Annotated in this window: 16 protein-coding genes and 1 tRNA gene; 10 read left to right on the top strand and 7 right to left on the bottom strand. The window is 66.5% G+C overall.

What is annotated here, in order from left to right; genetic code table 11:
• Positions 1 to 63: 63 nt before the first annotated feature.
• Genes purD through G6N34_RS01070 form a run of 5 tightly spaced genes read right to left on the bottom strand, consistent with a single transcriptional unit; the run spans position 64 to position 4,966 of the window.
• Entirely contained in the window at positions 64 to 1,332 is a 1,269-nt protein-coding gene (gene purD, locus G6N34_RS01090; protein ID WP_085153498.1) for a phosphoribosylamine--glycine ligase, read from the bottom strand.
• 55 nt (positions 1,333 to 1,387) lie between these two features.
• Positions 1,388 to 1,831: a carboxymuconolactone decarboxylase family protein gene (locus G6N34_RS01085; protein ID WP_085153500.1), complete on the bottom strand. Its 444-nt coding sequence runs from the start codon at positions 1,829 to 1,831 to the stop codon at positions 1,388 to 1,390.
• A 5-nt stretch (positions 1,832 to 1,836) separates the two neighbouring features.
• The gene (locus G6N34_RS01080) at positions 1,837 to 2,700 is read right to left on the bottom strand and encodes an NAD(P)-dependent oxidoreductase (RefSeq protein WP_085153502.1); all 864 of its coding nucleotides are present in this window, start codon (positions 2,698 to 2,700) and stop codon (positions 1,837 to 1,839) included.
• A complete protein-coding gene (locus G6N34_RS01075) occupies positions 2,697 to 3,449 on the bottom strand; it encodes an SDR family oxidoreductase (RefSeq protein WP_085153504.1) in 753 nt (250 codons plus the stop codon). Before G6N34_RS01075 ends, G6N34_RS01080 begins: the two co-directional genes overlap by 4 nt.
• A 47-nt stretch (positions 3,450 to 3,496) precedes the next feature.
• Entirely contained in the window at positions 3,497 to 4,966 is a 1,470-nt protein-coding gene (locus G6N34_RS01070) for an aldehyde dehydrogenase (protein ID WP_085153506.1), read from the bottom strand.
• A gap of 204 nt (positions 4,967 to 5,170) precedes the next feature.
• Between G6N34_RS01070 and G6N34_RS01065 the strand changes: the two genes are divergently transcribed.
• The 8 genes from G6N34_RS01065 (at position 5,171) to G6N34_RS01030 (ending at position 11,821) form a co-directional block, all read left to right on the top strand.
• Positions 5,171 to 5,773, top strand: a complete 603-nt coding sequence (locus tag G6N34_RS01065; protein WP_085153508.1) for a TetR/AcrR family transcriptional regulator — start codon at positions 5,171 to 5,173, stop codon at positions 5,771 to 5,773.
• The gene (locus G6N34_RS01060; RefSeq protein WP_085153510.1) at positions 5,770 to 6,972 is read left to right on the top strand and encodes a cytochrome P450; all 1,203 of its coding nucleotides are present in this window, start codon (positions 5,770 to 5,772) and stop codon (positions 6,970 to 6,972) included. The genes G6N34_RS01065 and G6N34_RS01060 overlap by 4 nt, the downstream gene beginning before the upstream one ends.
• A 19-nt stretch (positions 6,973 to 6,991) precedes the next feature.
• The gene (locus G6N34_RS01055) at positions 6,992 to 7,816 is read left to right on the top strand and encodes an SDR family oxidoreductase (protein WP_085153512.1); all 825 of its coding nucleotides are present in this window, start codon (positions 6,992 to 6,994) and stop codon (positions 7,814 to 7,816) included.
• The gene (locus G6N34_RS01050) at positions 7,813 to 9,171 is read left to right on the top strand and encodes a lanosterol 14-alpha demethylase (RefSeq protein ID WP_085153514.1); all 1,359 of its coding nucleotides are present in this window, start codon (positions 7,813 to 7,815) and stop codon (positions 9,169 to 9,171) included. The genes G6N34_RS01055 and G6N34_RS01050 overlap by 4 nt, the downstream gene beginning before the upstream one ends.
• A gap of 3 nt (positions 9,172 to 9,174) precedes the next feature.
• A complete protein-coding gene (locus tag G6N34_RS01045) occupies positions 9,175 to 9,387 on the top strand; it encodes a ferredoxin (protein WP_085153516.1) in 213 nt (70 codons plus the stop codon).
• Positions 9,388 to 9,504: 117 nt separating this feature from the next.
• Positions 9,505 to 10,053 carry a nuclear transport factor 2-like protein gene (locus tag G6N34_RS01040; RefSeq protein WP_085153518.1) on the top strand — a complete coding sequence of 183 codons (549 nt, stop codon included), beginning with the start codon at positions 9,505 to 9,507 and terminating at the stop codon, positions 10,051 to 10,053.
• A 108-nt stretch (positions 10,054 to 10,161) separates the two neighbouring features.
• Positions 10,162 to 11,292 (top strand): NDMA-dependent alcohol dehydrogenase, encoded by a 1,131-nt coding sequence (locus G6N34_RS01035; RefSeq protein WP_085153519.1) that lies wholly within the window; start codon positions 10,162 to 10,164, stop codon positions 11,290 to 11,292.
• Positions 11,293 to 11,416: 124 nt separating this feature from the next.
• Positions 11,417 to 11,821 (top strand): HIT family protein, encoded by a 405-nt coding sequence (locus G6N34_RS01030; RefSeq protein WP_085153521.1) that lies wholly within the window; start codon positions 11,417 to 11,419, stop codon positions 11,819 to 11,821.
• Here the strand turns inward: G6N34_RS01030 and G6N34_RS01025 are convergent.
• Positions 11,793 to 13,283: a sensor histidine kinase gene (locus tag G6N34_RS01025; protein ID WP_085153624.1), complete on the bottom strand. Its 1,491-nt coding sequence runs from the start codon at positions 13,281 to 13,283 to the stop codon at positions 11,793 to 11,795. The two genes, G6N34_RS01030 and G6N34_RS01025, sit on opposite strands and share 29 nt — an antisense overlap.
• Before the next feature lie 25 nt (positions 13,284 to 13,308).
• A complete protein-coding gene (locus G6N34_RS01020; RefSeq protein ID WP_085153523.1) occupies positions 13,309 to 14,028 on the bottom strand; it encodes a response regulator transcription factor in 720 nt (239 codons plus the stop codon).
• 131 nt (positions 14,029 to 14,159) lie between these two features.
• Between G6N34_RS01020 and G6N34_RS01015 the strand changes: the two genes are divergently transcribed.
• Positions 14,160 to 14,900: a hypothetical protein gene (locus G6N34_RS01015; RefSeq protein WP_085153525.1), complete on the top strand. Its 741-nt coding sequence runs from the start codon at positions 14,160 to 14,162 to the stop codon at positions 14,898 to 14,900.
• Between the two features lie 40 nt (positions 14,901 to 14,940).
• Positions 14,941 to 15,015 (top strand) — tRNA-Thr (locus tag G6N34_RS01010).
• Positions 15,016 to 15,096 lie beyond the last annotated feature (81 nt).

Raw genomic sequence — 15,096 nt, 5'->3', positions numbered from 1 at the left:
GCGCGCGCGGTAGCGCTGCCTCACACCGGCGCGAGCGAAGGGGCACCCCGGCTGCGGCGGAACCTAGACCGTGATCTCGCCGCGCTCCGCACGCAGCGCGATGTCGGAGCGAAAATGACTGCCCGGCAGTCGAACCGAATTCACCCTGGCATAGGCGTCGGAGCGGGCCGCGGCGAGGTCGGCACCGGTGCCCACCACGGCAAGCACGCGGCCACCGGAGGAGACGACGGCGCCGTCGTCGCGCCGTGCGGTGCCAGCGTGCAGCACACCCTCGGTGTCCGATCCCGTGATGACGTCGCCCACCCGGGGCCGACCGGGATAGTTCTCAGCGGCGATCACGACGGTGACGGCCGATCCCGGACGCCACTGCAGGGGTGCGATGTCGGCGAGCGTGCCGGTGGCTGCGGCGTGCAGCACCTGCCCCAGCGGGGAGTCCAGCAGTGCCAGCACCGACTGCGTCTCGGGATCGCCGAATCGGCAGTTGAACTCGACCACGGAAGGTCCGGCCGACGTGATCGCCAGGCCGGCGTACAGCAGGCCGGAGAACGAGCTGCCGCGCTGGACCAGTTCGGCCGCAACGGGTTTGACGATCTCTTCGACGATCTGGGTGAGGATCTCCTCGGGCAGCCAGGGCAGCGGTGAGTAGGCGCCCATGCCGCCCGTGTTGGGACCGGAGTCGTTGTCGCCGACGCGCTTGAAATCCTGCGCGGGCAGCAGCGGGACGACAGTCTCGCCGTCGACGACGCAGAACAGCGACACCTCTGGGCCGTCGAGGAAGGATTCCAGCAGCACCGGATGGCCCTCGTCGAGAAGCCCGGCGGCGTGCGCGCGGGCGACCGCGCGATCCTCGGTGACCACCACGCCCTTGCCCGCGGCCAGGCCGTCGTCCTTGACCACCCAGGCCCGCTGCCCGGCGGCGGGGCCGAACCGGTCCAGCGCCGCATCGAGGTGACCCGGGTTGTCGACGATCTCGCTGGTCGCGGTGCGCACACCGGCGGCGGACATGACGTCCTTGGCGAACGCCTTGGAGCCCTCGATGCGCGCGGCGTCCTGCGAAGGCCCGAAGCACGCGATGCCCGCGGCACGGACCGCGTCGGCGACCCCGAGCACCAGCGGCACCTCGGGGCCGATCACGACGAGGTCGGCGCCCACCTTGCGGGCCAGCGCGACCACGGCGTCGGCCGACGTCACGTCGACGTCGTGCTGATCGGCGAGCGCGGCGGTACCGGCGTTGCCGGGGGCCACCGAAAGGGTCTCCACCTGCGGGTCTCGCTTCAGCGCGAGCAGCAGGGCGTGTTCACGGGCACCGGAACCAATGACGAGGACGTGCACAGACAGTCACCCTATCGGTCCGAGGGCCCTGGCCCGAAGTGCAGGGCTTCTCATCTCACTTGTCGTCGAGTGTGCGCCCGCTGCTCATCTTGACCGCGGCGTTCACATTGGCCTTCTTGTCCTCGGCTTCGCCACGCTCGGCGGCCTTGCGGCGCTTGTTGGCCACCTTGTCGACCGTGCCGTTGAGCCCCGAGCCCAGCGGGAAGCCGAGGTACTGCGTGAGGAAGACCGCGATGTCCTTGAGCTCGGTCTCGTCCAGTTCGCCGTTCAGCAGCGCGGCGTTGACCTGGATCTCCGCGAGATCCTGACGGCCGACCGCGGTGACCGCGGTCAGCGTCATGATGCGCTTCTCCCGCATGGACAGGCTCGGACGGTTCCAGATGTCGCCGAACAGGTGGTCGACGGTGAGGTCGAAGTACGGATCACCCTCGATGTTGGGCATCTCCCAGCCGTAGACCTCGTTCATCTTCTCGAGGCCCTTGCGGCGGCGTTCGTCCATGTCTGTCAACTCCTCGGTTCGTCGGCGTCGTGCGGCACGCCGAGTCCTGCGGCCAGGTTCTTCAATGCCACCTGCGCCAGCGGCAGGTCGACGTCGAGCGTCTCCCCCAGACCCAACGCCAGGCGCAGGTCCTTCTCACCGAGACCGCGGGTGTGGGTGAACATGTCGAACAGCCAGTGCTCCGGTGTCAACGGTGCCATGTCATCGCGCAGGATGATGGCGCCCGGGCCGCCGCTCTGCGCGTCGCTGTGCCGGACCACCCGGCCGAGCTTCTGCAGATCGATCCCCGCGGCCTCGGCCAGGTACTGCGCCTCGTTCGCAGCGGCGAAGCCGATGAACGTCAGCATGTTTCGGGCAAGCTTCATCCGGGTGCCCGCGCCGGGCTCACCGGCGCGCACCACCAGCGACGCCCACTTCTTGAACACCGGTTTGACGATGTTGTAGGCCTCCTCGGAGGCGCCCACCATGACCGCCAGTTCACCCTTGTCCGCCGCACCTGCGCCGCCGCTGACCGGAGCATCCACGATGTGAACATCTTTGGCGCGCAACTGCTCGGCCAACTGCGCCGCAGTGTCGGGTTCGATCGTCGAGTGGATCGCGATGACGGTGCCGGGCGCCGCGTGCTCGGCCAGTTGGCCCACTACATCACGCACCTGTGCATCGTTGAGCACGGTGACACTGATGACGTCCGCTTTCGCCACATCGGCCACCGAATCGGCCAGTGACGCCCCGAGCTCGACCAGCGGCGTCATCGCCTCGATCCGGACGTCGTAGACGACCAGTCCGCCGGGCCAGTCGACCAGCCTCTTGGCCATCGGTGCGCCCTGGTTCCCCAATCCGATGTAGCCCAGCTTCAGCTCCGGTGTCATGAGCGGATGATCTGTCCGCCGTCGACATTGAAGATCTGCCCGGTGATCCACGACGCCTCATCGCTGAGCAGGAACAGGCACATGCCCACCAGATCCTCGGGGGTGCCCATCCGCGACAGCGGCAGGCCCTTGACGATGTCGGCGACGATCTCCTGCGGAGTGGTGGTGCGGTTGGCCTCGGTGTCGATGGGTCCGGGCGCGATCGCGTTGATGCGGATGTTCTGCCCGCCCAGTTCACGCGACAACTGCTGGGTCAGGCCGTTGATCCCGGTCTTGGCCAGGCCGTAGAAGTTGGAGTACAGCCAGGCTGCGGTCGAGGACTGGTTGACGATCGCGCCGCCGCCGCGCTTGGCCATCTTCTTGTAGACCGCGCGCGTGCACCACAGCGCACCGTCGAGGTTGACGCTCATGAACTTCCGGTAGTACTCAGGGTCGACGGTCACCAGGAAGTCCAGCTTCATGCCGCCGAAGATCGCGGCGTTGTTCACCAGGTAGTCGATGCCGCCGAACTCCGCCAGGGTGCGGTCGGCCATCTCCTTGGCCGAGGCCGGATCCGACACGTCGACGGGCACGGCCAGGGCCGTCCCACCCTCGGCCTTGATGCCGGCCGCGACCTTCTCGGCGCCCTCGAGGTTGATGTCGGCGATCACGACCGCCGCACCCTCGCGAGCGAGCGCCTCGGCATACGCCTGGCCGATGCCGCCACCGGCGCCGGTCACGATGCCGACTTTGTCCTCAAAACGTCCCACGTGTGTCTCCTCGAATGTGGTCTGAATGCAGATTTTTCGGGCTTGTGTCAGGTCGCCAGGGTGGCGATGACCTTGATCTCGGTGTACTCCTCGAAGCCGGCCACACCCATCTCGCGGCCGATCCCGGACTGCTTGTAGCCGCCGAAGGGCGCATCGGCGGCGTACCAGACGCCGCCGTTGATGTTGACCGTGCCGACCCGCAGGCGGGCAGCGACCGCCGCGGCGCGCTCCGGGTCGGAGGAGAACACTGTGCCGGACAGACCGTAGGGCGAGTCGTTGGCGATGCGGACGGCGTCGTCGTCGCCGTCGTGGGCGATCACCGTCAGCACCGGACCGAAGATCTCCTCGCGTGCGACCCGCGCCGAGTTGTCCAGGCCCGCAATGACGGTCGGCTCGATGAAGAACCCCTTGGGCTGGTCGGCGGGACGACCACCGCCGCACGCGAACGTGCCGCCCTCCTCGATAGCGAGGTCGAGGTAGGACTGCACGCGGTCACGCTGACGCGCGGAGATCACGGGCCCGCAGATGGTGCGCTTGCTGGTCGGGTCACCCGGCTTGAGACCCGACATCGTCGCTGCGGCGGCCTCGACTGCGGCGTCATAGGAGGCGCGCGGTACCACCAGGCGCGTCGTGATGGCGCACCCCTGGCCAGCGTGCATCGAGGCCGTGAACGCCGCCATCGAGCAGGCCCCGGCCAGATCGGCGTCGTCGAGCACCACGAACGCGGACTTGCCGCCGAGTTCGAGGAAGACCTTCTTGATGGTCGCTGCGGCGTCGGTCATCACCGCACGCCCGGTCGCCGTCGACCCTGTGAACGAAACCATGTCCACCCGAGGGTCTTTCGACAGCAGCGCACCCACCGAGTGGTCGCTGGAGGTGACGATGTTGACCACGCCGGCGGGAAATTCGGTGTGCTCGGCGATCAACTCACCGAGCACCGCGGCGGCCCACGGGGTGTCCGGGGCCGGCTTGAGCACCAGGGTGTTGCCCGCGGCCAGTGCGGGACCGATCTTGGCCAGGTTGATCTGGTGCGGGAAATTCCACGGCGTGATGGCACCGACCACCCCGACCGCCTCGCGGGCGATGGTGCGGTTGGTCGGCATCCCCTGGGGCGTGGCGAAGCCCAGATCGGTGGTCCACTGGTAGTTCTCGGCGGTCTCGGCGCAGAACTTCAGGTCGTCGACCGGCCCCTCGAGTTGGCCACCGGAGGTCAGCATCTTGGGTGCACCGACCTCGGCGATGGTCAGGTCCCGCAGGTCCTCGATGTGCTCCTGCATCGCCGCGCGCAGTTGGCGTAGGCAGCGCACCCGCAGTTCAGTGTTGCGGGACCAGTCGGTGTCGTCGAACGCCCGCCGGGCCGCCTCGATCGCACTGCCCATGTCCTCGGCGTCGGCGTCGGCGGCGGTGCCGAGCACCTCCTCGGTGGCGGGGTTGACGGTGTCGAACTCACCGGCACTGCCGGCGGCCAGTTTCCCGTCGATCAGCAGGTGACTGCGCTTGTCGGCCAGTAATGCCATGAGCAACTCCAACGGTCTCGGGTGCGGGGACCTGTGTATCTGGACATGTGTCCGATGTACGCCGTCCGAACATAGCCTCACCACCCCGGAATGGGCAAGGTCGACAGCGGAACCGGCGACGCCCAGACTGGTGCAGATGCCGATTTACTGCGTATATGCACCCACATCTTGCCTCAACACCGAGGCCTGATCTAGGTTGGACATGTGTCCAGCGATTCCGCGTTAGCTGCGTCCGGTGCAGCCCCGGAGAGCACCCGCAATCGGCGTCAGGAGGAGACCTTTCGCAAGGTCCTCGACGCCGGGCGGGAGATGCTGCGTGAGACCTCCTACGCCGACCTGACGGTGCGCGCCGTGGCCAAGCGGGCCCAGGTCGCACCGGCCACGGCCTACACCTACTTCTCGTCGAAGAACCACCTGATCGCCGAGGTGTACCTCGACCTGATCAAACGCGTGCCCTATTTCACCGACGTCAACGACAGCCAACGCACCCGCGTTGAGAACGCCCTGCGCAGCCTCGCCCTCGTCGTCGCCGACGATCCCGAGGTCGCCGCGGCCTGCACGACGGCGCTGATGTCCGGCGGAGACCCCGCGGTGCTGACGGTGCGGGACCGCATCGGTGTCGAGATCCACCGGCGGATCAGTTCGGCGATGGGCCCCGGCGCCGACGCGCGCTCGGTGGCCGCACTGCAGATGGCTTTCTTCGGCGCGCTGGTGCAGGCCGGCAGCGGCGCCTTCACCTACCAGCAGACGACCGATCAGCTGACTTACGTGGTCGGCCTGATCCTCCCGGCCCAAGGAGCTCGATGACCATCCAGATCGACAAACCGATCCTCGACCCGTACAGCTACGACTTCCACGAGGACCCGTACCCCTACTACAAGCGTCTGCGCGACGAGGCCCCGCTGTATCACAACGAGGAGCTCAAGTTCTGGGCGCTGTCCCGGCATGCCGACGTGGTTGCGGGTTTCAGAAACAGCGTCACCCTGTCCAACAAGCATGGTGTGTCACTGGATCCGATCTCACGCAATGACGAAGCCCATCGGGTGATGTCGTTCCTGGCCCTCGATGATCCCGGCCATCTGCGCCTGCGCACCCTGGTGTCCAAGGGCTTCACCCCGCGACGCATCCGCGAGCTCGAGGCCCGGGTTACCGAGATCGCGGTCCAACACCTCGACGTCGCCCTGCAGTCTGAGTCCTTCGACTACGTGGACGAGTTCGCCGGAAAGCTGCCGATGGACGTGATCTCGGAGTTGATGGGTGTGCCCGACGAGGATCGGGTCCGGATCCGGGCGCAGGCCGATGCGGTGATGCACCGCGAGGACGGCGTCGCCGACGTTCCCACCTCCGCCATCGAGGCCTCCGGCGAGCTGCTGGTCTATTACGCCGACATGGTCAAACAGCGCCGTAAGCGCCCCACCGACGATCTGACGTCCGCGCTCGTGGAGGCCGAGATCAACGGGGACAAGCTGACCGACGACGAGATCATGGCGTTCCTGTTCCTGATGGTCGTCGCCGGCAACGAGACGACGACGAAACTGCTTGCCAACGCCGCATACTGGGGTTACAAGAACCCGGATCAGCTGGCCCCGGTCTTCGACAACCACGGCCTCATCACGCCCTGGGTCGAGGAGACGCTGCGTTACGACGCCTCCAGCCAGATCCTGGCCCGCGCGGTCGTCGAAGACATCACTTTCTACGACACCACCGTCCCCGCAGGAGACGTACTCGTTCTGCTGATCGGCTCCGCCAACCGCGACGAACGGGCCTTTGATGACCCCGACGCCTACCGCATCGACCGCGAAATCGGGCCGAAGCTGGTCAGTTTCGGCAGCGGTGTGCACTTCTGCCTCGGCGCGCACCTGGCCAGGATGGAGGCCCGGGTGGCTCTGACCGAACTGTTCAAGCGAATCCGCGGATACCAGGTCGACGAGGCGAATTCCGTCCGCGTCCACTCCAGCAGCGTGCGCGGATTCGCTCACCTCCCGATCACCGTCCAGCTCCGCTGAGCCCGAAAGGCCCCGTTTCATGCCCCGTTTTGATCCCCTGCCCGACCGTCGGCCGGCACTGGTCGCCGGCGCATCGTCCGGAATCGGCGAGGCGACCGCGATCAAGCTCGCCGCCAACGGGTTTCCGGTCGCGCTCGGTGCCCGTCGGGTGGAGAAGCTCCAGGAGATCGTCGACAAGATCCGCGCCGACGGCGGCGAAGCCATCGCGGTGCACCTCGATGTCACCGATCCCGATTCGGTGAAGGCCGCCGTCGAGCAGACCACCTCCGAACTCGGTGAGATCGAGGTGCTGGTCGCCGGCGCCGGCGACACCAACTTCGGCAAGTTGCACGAGATGAGCACCGATGAGTTCACCGACCAGCTGCAGATCCACCTGGTCGGTGCCAACCGGATGGCCACCGCGGTGCTGCCCGGCATGATCGAACGTCGCCGCGGTGACCTGATCTTCGTCGGATCCGATGTGGCACTGCGGCAGCGACCGCACATGGGTGCCTACGGCGCGGCCAAGGCCGGTCTGGTCGCCATGGTGACCAACCTGCAGATGGAACTCGAGGGCACCGGGGTGCGCGCTTCGATCGTGCATCCCGGCCCCACCATGACCTCGATGGGATGGAGCCTGCCCGCCGAGAAGATCGGCCCCGCCCTGGAGGACTGGGCCAAATGGGGGCAGGCCCGCCACGACTACTTCATGCGCGCCGCCGACCTGGCCCGGGCCATCGCCTTCGTGGCCGAGACCCCGCGCGGCCACTACATCGCGAATATCGAACTACAGCCCGAAGCCCCGCTGGCTGAAGTCAAAGACCGTCAGAAACTCGCACTTGGTGAGGAGGGAATGCCGTCATGACGACCGCGATCGTGCCCCGCGTCTCCGGTGGCGAGGACGAAGAGCACGGCCACCTGGAGGAATTCCGTACCGACCCGATCGGCCTGATGAAGCGCGTCCGCGAAGAGTGCGGCGACGTCGGGTGGTTCCAGCTTGCGGGCAAACAGGTGGTGCTGCTGTCCGGCGCGGAGGCCAACGAGTTCTTCTTCCGATCCAGCGACAGCGAGCTCAACCAGGCCGAGGCCTACCCCTTCATGACCCCGATCTTCGGGGAGGGCGTGGTGTTCGACGCCGACCCCGAGCGCCGCGCGGAGATGTTGCACAACACCGCACTTCGCGGCGAGCAGATGAAGGGGCACGCGGCCACCATCGAGAACGAGGTCAAGAAGATCATCGCCGACTGGGGCGATGAAGGAGAGATCGAACTTCTCGACTTCTTCTCGGAACTGACGATCTACACCTCGACGGCCTGCCTCATCGGCTTGAAGTTCCGCGAACAGCTCGACAACCGGTTCGCCCAGTACTACCACCAACTGGAACGCGGCACCGACCCGCTCTGCTATGTCGACCCGTACCTCGACATCGAGAGCTTCCGGATCCGCGACGAGTCGCGGGTGAAGCTCGTCGCGTTGGTGCAGGAGATCATGAACGGCCGGATCGCCAATCCTCCCAAGGGCAAGGAGGATCGCGACCTGCTCGACGTGCTGGTCTCGATCAAGGACGAGGAGGGCAATCCCCGCTTCACCGCCAACGAGGTCACCGGCATGTTCATCTCTCTGATGTTCGCCGGGCACCACACGAGTTCGGGCACGTCATCGTGGACGCTGATCGAACTGCTGCGCCACCCGGACTTCTACGCCAAGGTCCAGCAGGAACTCGACGACCTCTACGCCGACGGGCAGGAGGTGAGTTTCCATGCGCTGCGCCAGATTCCGAACCTGGACAACGCGCTCAAGGAGACTCTGCGCCTGCACCCGCCGCTGATCATCCTGATGCGCGTGGCCCAGGACGAGTTCGAAGTCGCGGGGCACCCGATCCACAAGGGCCAGATGGTGGCGGCCTCCCCAGCGATCTCCAACCGCATCCCCGAGGACTTCCCCGACCCGGACGCCTTCGACCCCGACCGCTACGAGAAGCCGCGTCAGGAGGACCTGATCAACCGGTGGACGTGGATCCCGTTCGGTGCGGGCAAGCACCGGTGCGTGGGCGCCGCGTTCGCGCAGATGCAGATCAAGGCGATCTTCTCGGTCCTGTTGCGCGAGTACGAGTTTGAGATGTCGCAGCCATCGGAGACCTACCAGAACGACCATTCGAAGATGGTGGTGCAGCTGGCTCAGCCGGCCAAGGTCCGCTACCGCAGGCGCGTCAAGGGCTGAGCCATGGGCTGCTATCGCATCGAACTCGACGAGGATCTGTGCCAGGGCCACGCGATGTGCGAACTGGAGGCACCGGACGTCTTCTCCGTGCCCAAACGCGGCGTCGTCGAGATCCTCGACAACGAACCGCCCGATGAACTGCGTGAGGCCGTCGAGATGGCCGTCGAGATGTGTCCCACCCGAGCACTGTCAATTACGGAGGTCGACAAAACCTGAGCGACGAAGGAGCGAAGGTGAGGAGACCGACCAATGAACACCCGAGGTCGACAAAACCTGAGCGACGAAGGAGCGAAGGTGAGGAGACCGACCAATGTACACAGAAAAGGAATGACAATGGCGTCACGTGAACAACTGGAGGACTGGGTCCAGCGTTGGCTGCAGGCCAACAAGGACGCCGAGGCGGCCGGTGACTGGACGAACCTGGCCGACTTCTACACCGACGACGCCACCTACGGCTGGAACATCGGTCCCAAAGAGGACGTCATGTGCATCGGCAAGGACGAGATCCGCGACATCGCCCTCGGCCTCGAGATGCTCGGTCTGGAGAACTGGTACTACGAGTATCAGCGGACGCTCATCGATGACAAGCAGAACGAGATCGTCGGCTTCTGGAAGCAGATCGCCAACAAGAGCGACGGCAGCACCGCCGAGATCTACGGCATCGGGGGAAGCTGGTTCCGCCTCACCGACCAGGACGGGGCTCTGCTCATCGAGTGGCAGCGCGACTTCTTCGACTTCGGCCACGTACAGAAGGGCTACATGAAGCTCATTGAGTCCGGCGACCTGACTCCCGCGATGCAGAAACGCATTGAGCGTGCCCTGTCCGGTGAGAAACTGCCCGGCTACTACCCGATTGGAACGTCGCCAGCACCCATCTGGTGAGCTTCGAACAACAGACTTGACACCCGTCTAGTTTAGGTGAGAGCTTCGTCACTAGTATCTGGAGCTAGACGAGATCGGCTCTCCGAGGAAAGCAGGAACGCGAGCATCATGAAGACAAAAGGCGCCATCATCCGGGAGTTCAATCAGCCCTGGTCGATCGAGGAGATCGAGATCGGGGACCCGGTCAAGGATGAGGTCAAGATCCAGATGGAGGCCTCGGGCATGTGCCACTCGGATCACCATCTGGTGACCGGTGACATCCCGATGTTCGGCTTCCCGGTGCTCGGCGGGCATGAGGGCGCGGGCATCGTGACCGAGGTCGGCCCCGGTGTGGAGAACATCAAGCCCGGCGATCACGTCGTGCTGTCGTTCATCCCGTCCTGCGGCGAATGCCCGTCGTGTCAGGCCGGCCTGCGCAACCTGTGTGACCTGGGTGCGGGCCTGCTCGCCGGTGTCGCGGTGTCCGACGGCACGCACCGCATCCACACCGCCTCCGGCGACCCGGTGTTCCCCATGACCCTGCTGGGCACCTTCAGCCCGTACATGGTCGTGCACAAGAGCTCGGTCGTGAAGATCGATCCGACCATCCCGTTCGAGGTCGCCTGCCTCGTCGGCTGCGGTGTCACCACCGGCTACGGTTCGGCCGTCCGCAGCGGCGACATCCGCCCGGGCGAGGACGTCGCGATCATCGGCATCGGCGGTGTCGGCATGGGCGCCCTGCAGGGTGCGGTCAACGCCGGAGCCCGCAACATCTTCGCCATCGACCCGATCGAGTGGAAGCGTGATCAGGCGCTGAAGTTCGGTGCCACCCACGCCTACCCCGACATCGACTCCGCCATGGCGGGTATCGCCGAGGTGACCGCCGGCGGCATGGCCCGCAAGACCATCATCACGGTCGGCGAACTCAAGGGTTCGGACATCGACAGCTACCTGAACCTGACCTCGAAGGGCGGCACGGCCGTCGTGACCGCGGTCGGCAGCATGCTGGACACCAACGTCACGCTGAACCTGTCGATGCTGACGCTGCTGCAGAAGAACCTGCAGGGCACCATCTTCGGCGGCGGCAACCCGCACCACGACATCCCGCTGCTGCTGTCGATGTACAAGGCCGGCCGCCTCAACCTCGACGACATGGTCACGCGCCAGTACAAGCTGGAGCAGATCAACGACGGCTACAAGGACATGCTGGAGGGTCGCAACATCCGCGGCGTCATCCGCTACACCGACGCCGACCGGTAGATCTCTCTTCTGCGAGCAGGACCCTGCACGCGAGGGAACCCCAACAGAATCGCCCAATTCCGGATGGAATTGGGCGATTCTGCGTCTGCTCGCCAGAGAGTCGGTGGGCCTATGCTGGTGACCCATGTCCACCGTGTTCACCAAGATCATCAACCGCGAGCTTCCCGGCCGTTTCGTCTACGAGGACGACGAGTTCGTCGCCTTCCTGACGATCGAGCCCATGACCCAGGGCCACACCCTGGTGGTGCCGCGCGCTGAGATCGACCAGTGGCAGGACATCGACTCCGCGACCTACGGGCGCCTGATGACGGTGTCGCAGCGCATCGGGCAGGCTGTGGTCCGCGCATTCGACGCGCCCCGCGCCGGCCTGCTCATCGCCGGTCTGGAGGTGCCCCACCTGCACGTGCATGTGTTCCCGGCCTATCAGCTGACCGACTTCGGCTTCGCGGGAGTGGACCGCAACCCGTCACCGGAGTCCCTCGACGAGGCTCAGGCCAAGATCAAGGCCGCGCTGGCTCAGCTGGCCTAGTCCCCCCGGCCTCAGCTGGCCTGGTCCCCACGACTTCAGGGGCGGCCTCGCCCTGGGCGATGCGGGGCAGGCTGACCCGGAATCGGCTGCCCTCCCCCGGGGCCGTCGCCACGGTCACGGTCCCACCGTGGGCCAGCACCAGCGAGTCAACGATCGACAGGCCCAGTCCGGTGCCGCCACTGGATCGCGTGCGGGACGTGTCGGTCCGGTAGAAGCGTTCGAACGCCCGTTGCGCATCCTCGGCCGTCATCCCGGGCCCCTCGTCGGCGACCTCGAGGATGGCGTCGTCCCCGACCGTCCCGACCCGCACGTTGACCGCTGCCGTGGCCGGGGTGTGCTGCAGCGCGTTGGCCACCAGATTCCCGAGCACCTGCCGCAGCCTGGACTCGTCGCCGATCACCTCGGGCGTGCCGGGACCGTCGATCACCTCCAACGTGATGTGACGGTCGGGGGCGATCGACTTCGCGTCGTGGACCGCGTCGGTGGCGAGCAACAGAAGATCCACGCGGCGCTGTTCGAGCGGACGTTGCGCGTCCAAACGGGCCAGCAGCAGCAGGTCCTCGACCAGCAGGCCCATCCGCCGAGACTCGCTCTCGATCCGCGACATCAGCATCTCGATATCGCGGGCCGCGCCCTGGCGGTACAACTCGGCGAAGCCGCGGATGGTGGTCAGCGGCGTACGCAGTTCGTGGCTGGCGTCGGTGATGAAGCGGCGCATGCGCTCCTCGGACGTGCGTGCCTGCTCGGCCGACGCGTCTGATGCCGCGACCGCGCGTTGAATCTGGGCCAGCATGCCGTTCAGCGCGACCGAGAGACGACCCACCTCGGTGCGCGGATCACGTTGCGGCACACGACGATCGAGTTCCCCGTCGGCGATCGCCGCCGCCGTCTCCTCCACCTCGTCGAGGGGCCGGAGGCTGCGGTGCACCACGACGTAGCCCACGATGCCGAGCACCACCAGCACCGCGATGCCGATCCCAGCCTGGGCATAGACCAGCGCCCGCACCGTGGACTGCATGTCGGAAAGTTCGATGGCCACGGTGATCAGCTCGCCGTGGGATCCGCGCACCGACACCGCGCGCCACTGTGCGAGGGAGTCGACCGAGTCGACGGTGGTGGGCACCGAACCGACGTCATTGTCCGAGGGCAGGTTGGGTTCCGCGGCATGGTCGCGACCGCCGATCCACACCTCACCGTTGTCCCCGACGCCGCGGACGTAGAAGTTGGACGGCGGCCGAGTCGGGTTGGGGTTCTCGTTGGCCGGCGTCGCGTCTGGCCGTGGTTCCTGCGCCCACCCGGTGGAGGCATCGATGAGCGTCTGGTCGACGCGGACCATCAGGCTGTGCTTCAGGATTGTGGTGACGGCGATGCCCGAGGCGAGCAGACCGCAGGCCACGAGCAGCAGCGTCGCGGCCACGAGCGACACACGCAGTGGCACGCCCCGGCTGATCTGAGGCCTCATGCCGTCCATTGTCACGCGTGACAAGTCAGCGGGGTTCCCGAAGGACGTATCCGACTCCGCGCAATGTATGCAGCAGGCGCTTCTCCCCGGTGTCGATCTTGCGCCGCAGGTAGGACACGTAGGACTCGACCACATTGACGTCGCCGCCGAAGTCGTAGCGCCACACGTGGTCGAGGATCTTGGGCTTGCTCAGGACGGTGCCGGCGTTGATGACGAAATACCGCAGCAGCGTGAACTCCGTCGGCGACAGGGACACCGGCTCACCGGCCTTCCAGACCTCGTGGGTGTCCTCGTCGAGTTCGATGTCGGAGAAGGTCAGGCGGGAGGTGAGCTGTTCTTCGATGTCTCTGTGCGTGCGGCGCAGGATGACCCGCAGTCGGGCCACCACCTCTTCGAGGCTGAACGGCTTGGTGACGTAGTCGTCGCCACCGATCGTCAGACCGGTGATCTTGTCCTGCAGGGTGTCACGGGCGGTCAGGAACAGCGCGGGTGCGTCGATGCCGTCGGCGCGCATCCGGCGCAGCACACCGAAACCGTCCATCCCGGGCATCATCACGTCGAGGATGACGGCATCCGGTTTGACTTCACGGGCGGTGTCGAGCGCTGCGGGTCCACTGCCTGCGGTGTAGACCTCGAAGCCCTGGAACTTCAGGCTCACCGACAGAAGTTCGACGATGTTGGCCTCGTCGTCGACGACCAGAACGCGGGCTTCCGGCTTGGTCTCTGTGCTTGCTGTTGCCCCCATAGCTTCAAATGTCCTCGCAGTTTCTTGCGACGGCACTACCGGACCGCTGTGCACTTCCTGTGAGTTTGGTGTCGGCTGTGGATTGCCGATACTCGCGGTCCGCCCCTGTCGACGCCCATACACTGGCGGACATGAACCTCGGCAAGACCCTGGTCGACCTGGCTGCAGCGCCGGTGCGCGTGGGGCTGGCCGCCACCGAAGCCGGTCTCGACGTCGCCCAGACTGCGTTGGGCCTGGCCAAACGCGGTCTGGGCGAGGTGGCCGGGCAGGACGCCGCCACCGCCGTCACCAATCTGCGTGGACTCAACGACACCGTTGCCCGCGCGAACCGGATGGCCAAATTGGCCGACGACCTGCTGGCTGAGGATGCGCCGCTGACCCGGGCGCTGGCTCCCGACGGCCCGATCGACCGGCTCATGCGACCCGGCGGCCTGATCGACCGCGTCACGGCGAAGGACGGTCTGCTGGACAAGCTGACCGCCGAGGGCGGCGGCCTCGAGCGGGCACTGGCGCCGGGCGGCCTGGTGGATCAGCTGCTGGCTGAGGACGGCCTGATCGACCGTCTGCTGGCCGAGGACGGCCTGGCCGACCGCCTGCTGGCCGAGGGCGGGGTGATCGAGAAGCTCACCGCCCGCAACGGCCCGCTGGAGCAGTTGGCCGACGTGGCCGACACCCTGAACCGGCTGGCCCCCGGGTTGGAGGCCCTGACACCGACCATCGAGACCCTGCGCGAGGCCGTCATCGCGCTCAGCCAGGTGGTCAACCCACTGAGCAGCATCGCCGATCGCATCCCGCTGCCGGGCCGCACCCGCAGCCGGCGTCCCACGCCGCGTCCGGTCAGCTCGCAACGGGTGATCGACCACGACACCTGACCCGCTACGCTTACCTTCGTTCGCGGCACGCCGCGACGCTGCCTCCTTAGCTCAGTGGTAGAGCACTCGCCTTGTAAGCGAAAGGTCGTCAGTTCAATCCTGACAGGGGGCTCCACGCTGACCGGGCACTCTCCCACGCTGACCGCGGCCCGTATCCCCGCATTCCGGCGCACCCCCGCCCTCTCTCCCGCGCGAC

This window comes from Mycolicibacterium confluentis, from assembly GCF_010729895.1.
In the GTDB taxonomy this organism is placed as follows: Bacteria; Actinomycetota; Actinomycetes; order Mycobacteriales; family Mycobacteriaceae; genus Mycobacterium; species Mycobacterium confluentis.
The sequence above is the reverse complement of the archived record's forward strand: the minus strand, read 5'-3'. Positions and strand labels throughout refer to the sequence as shown.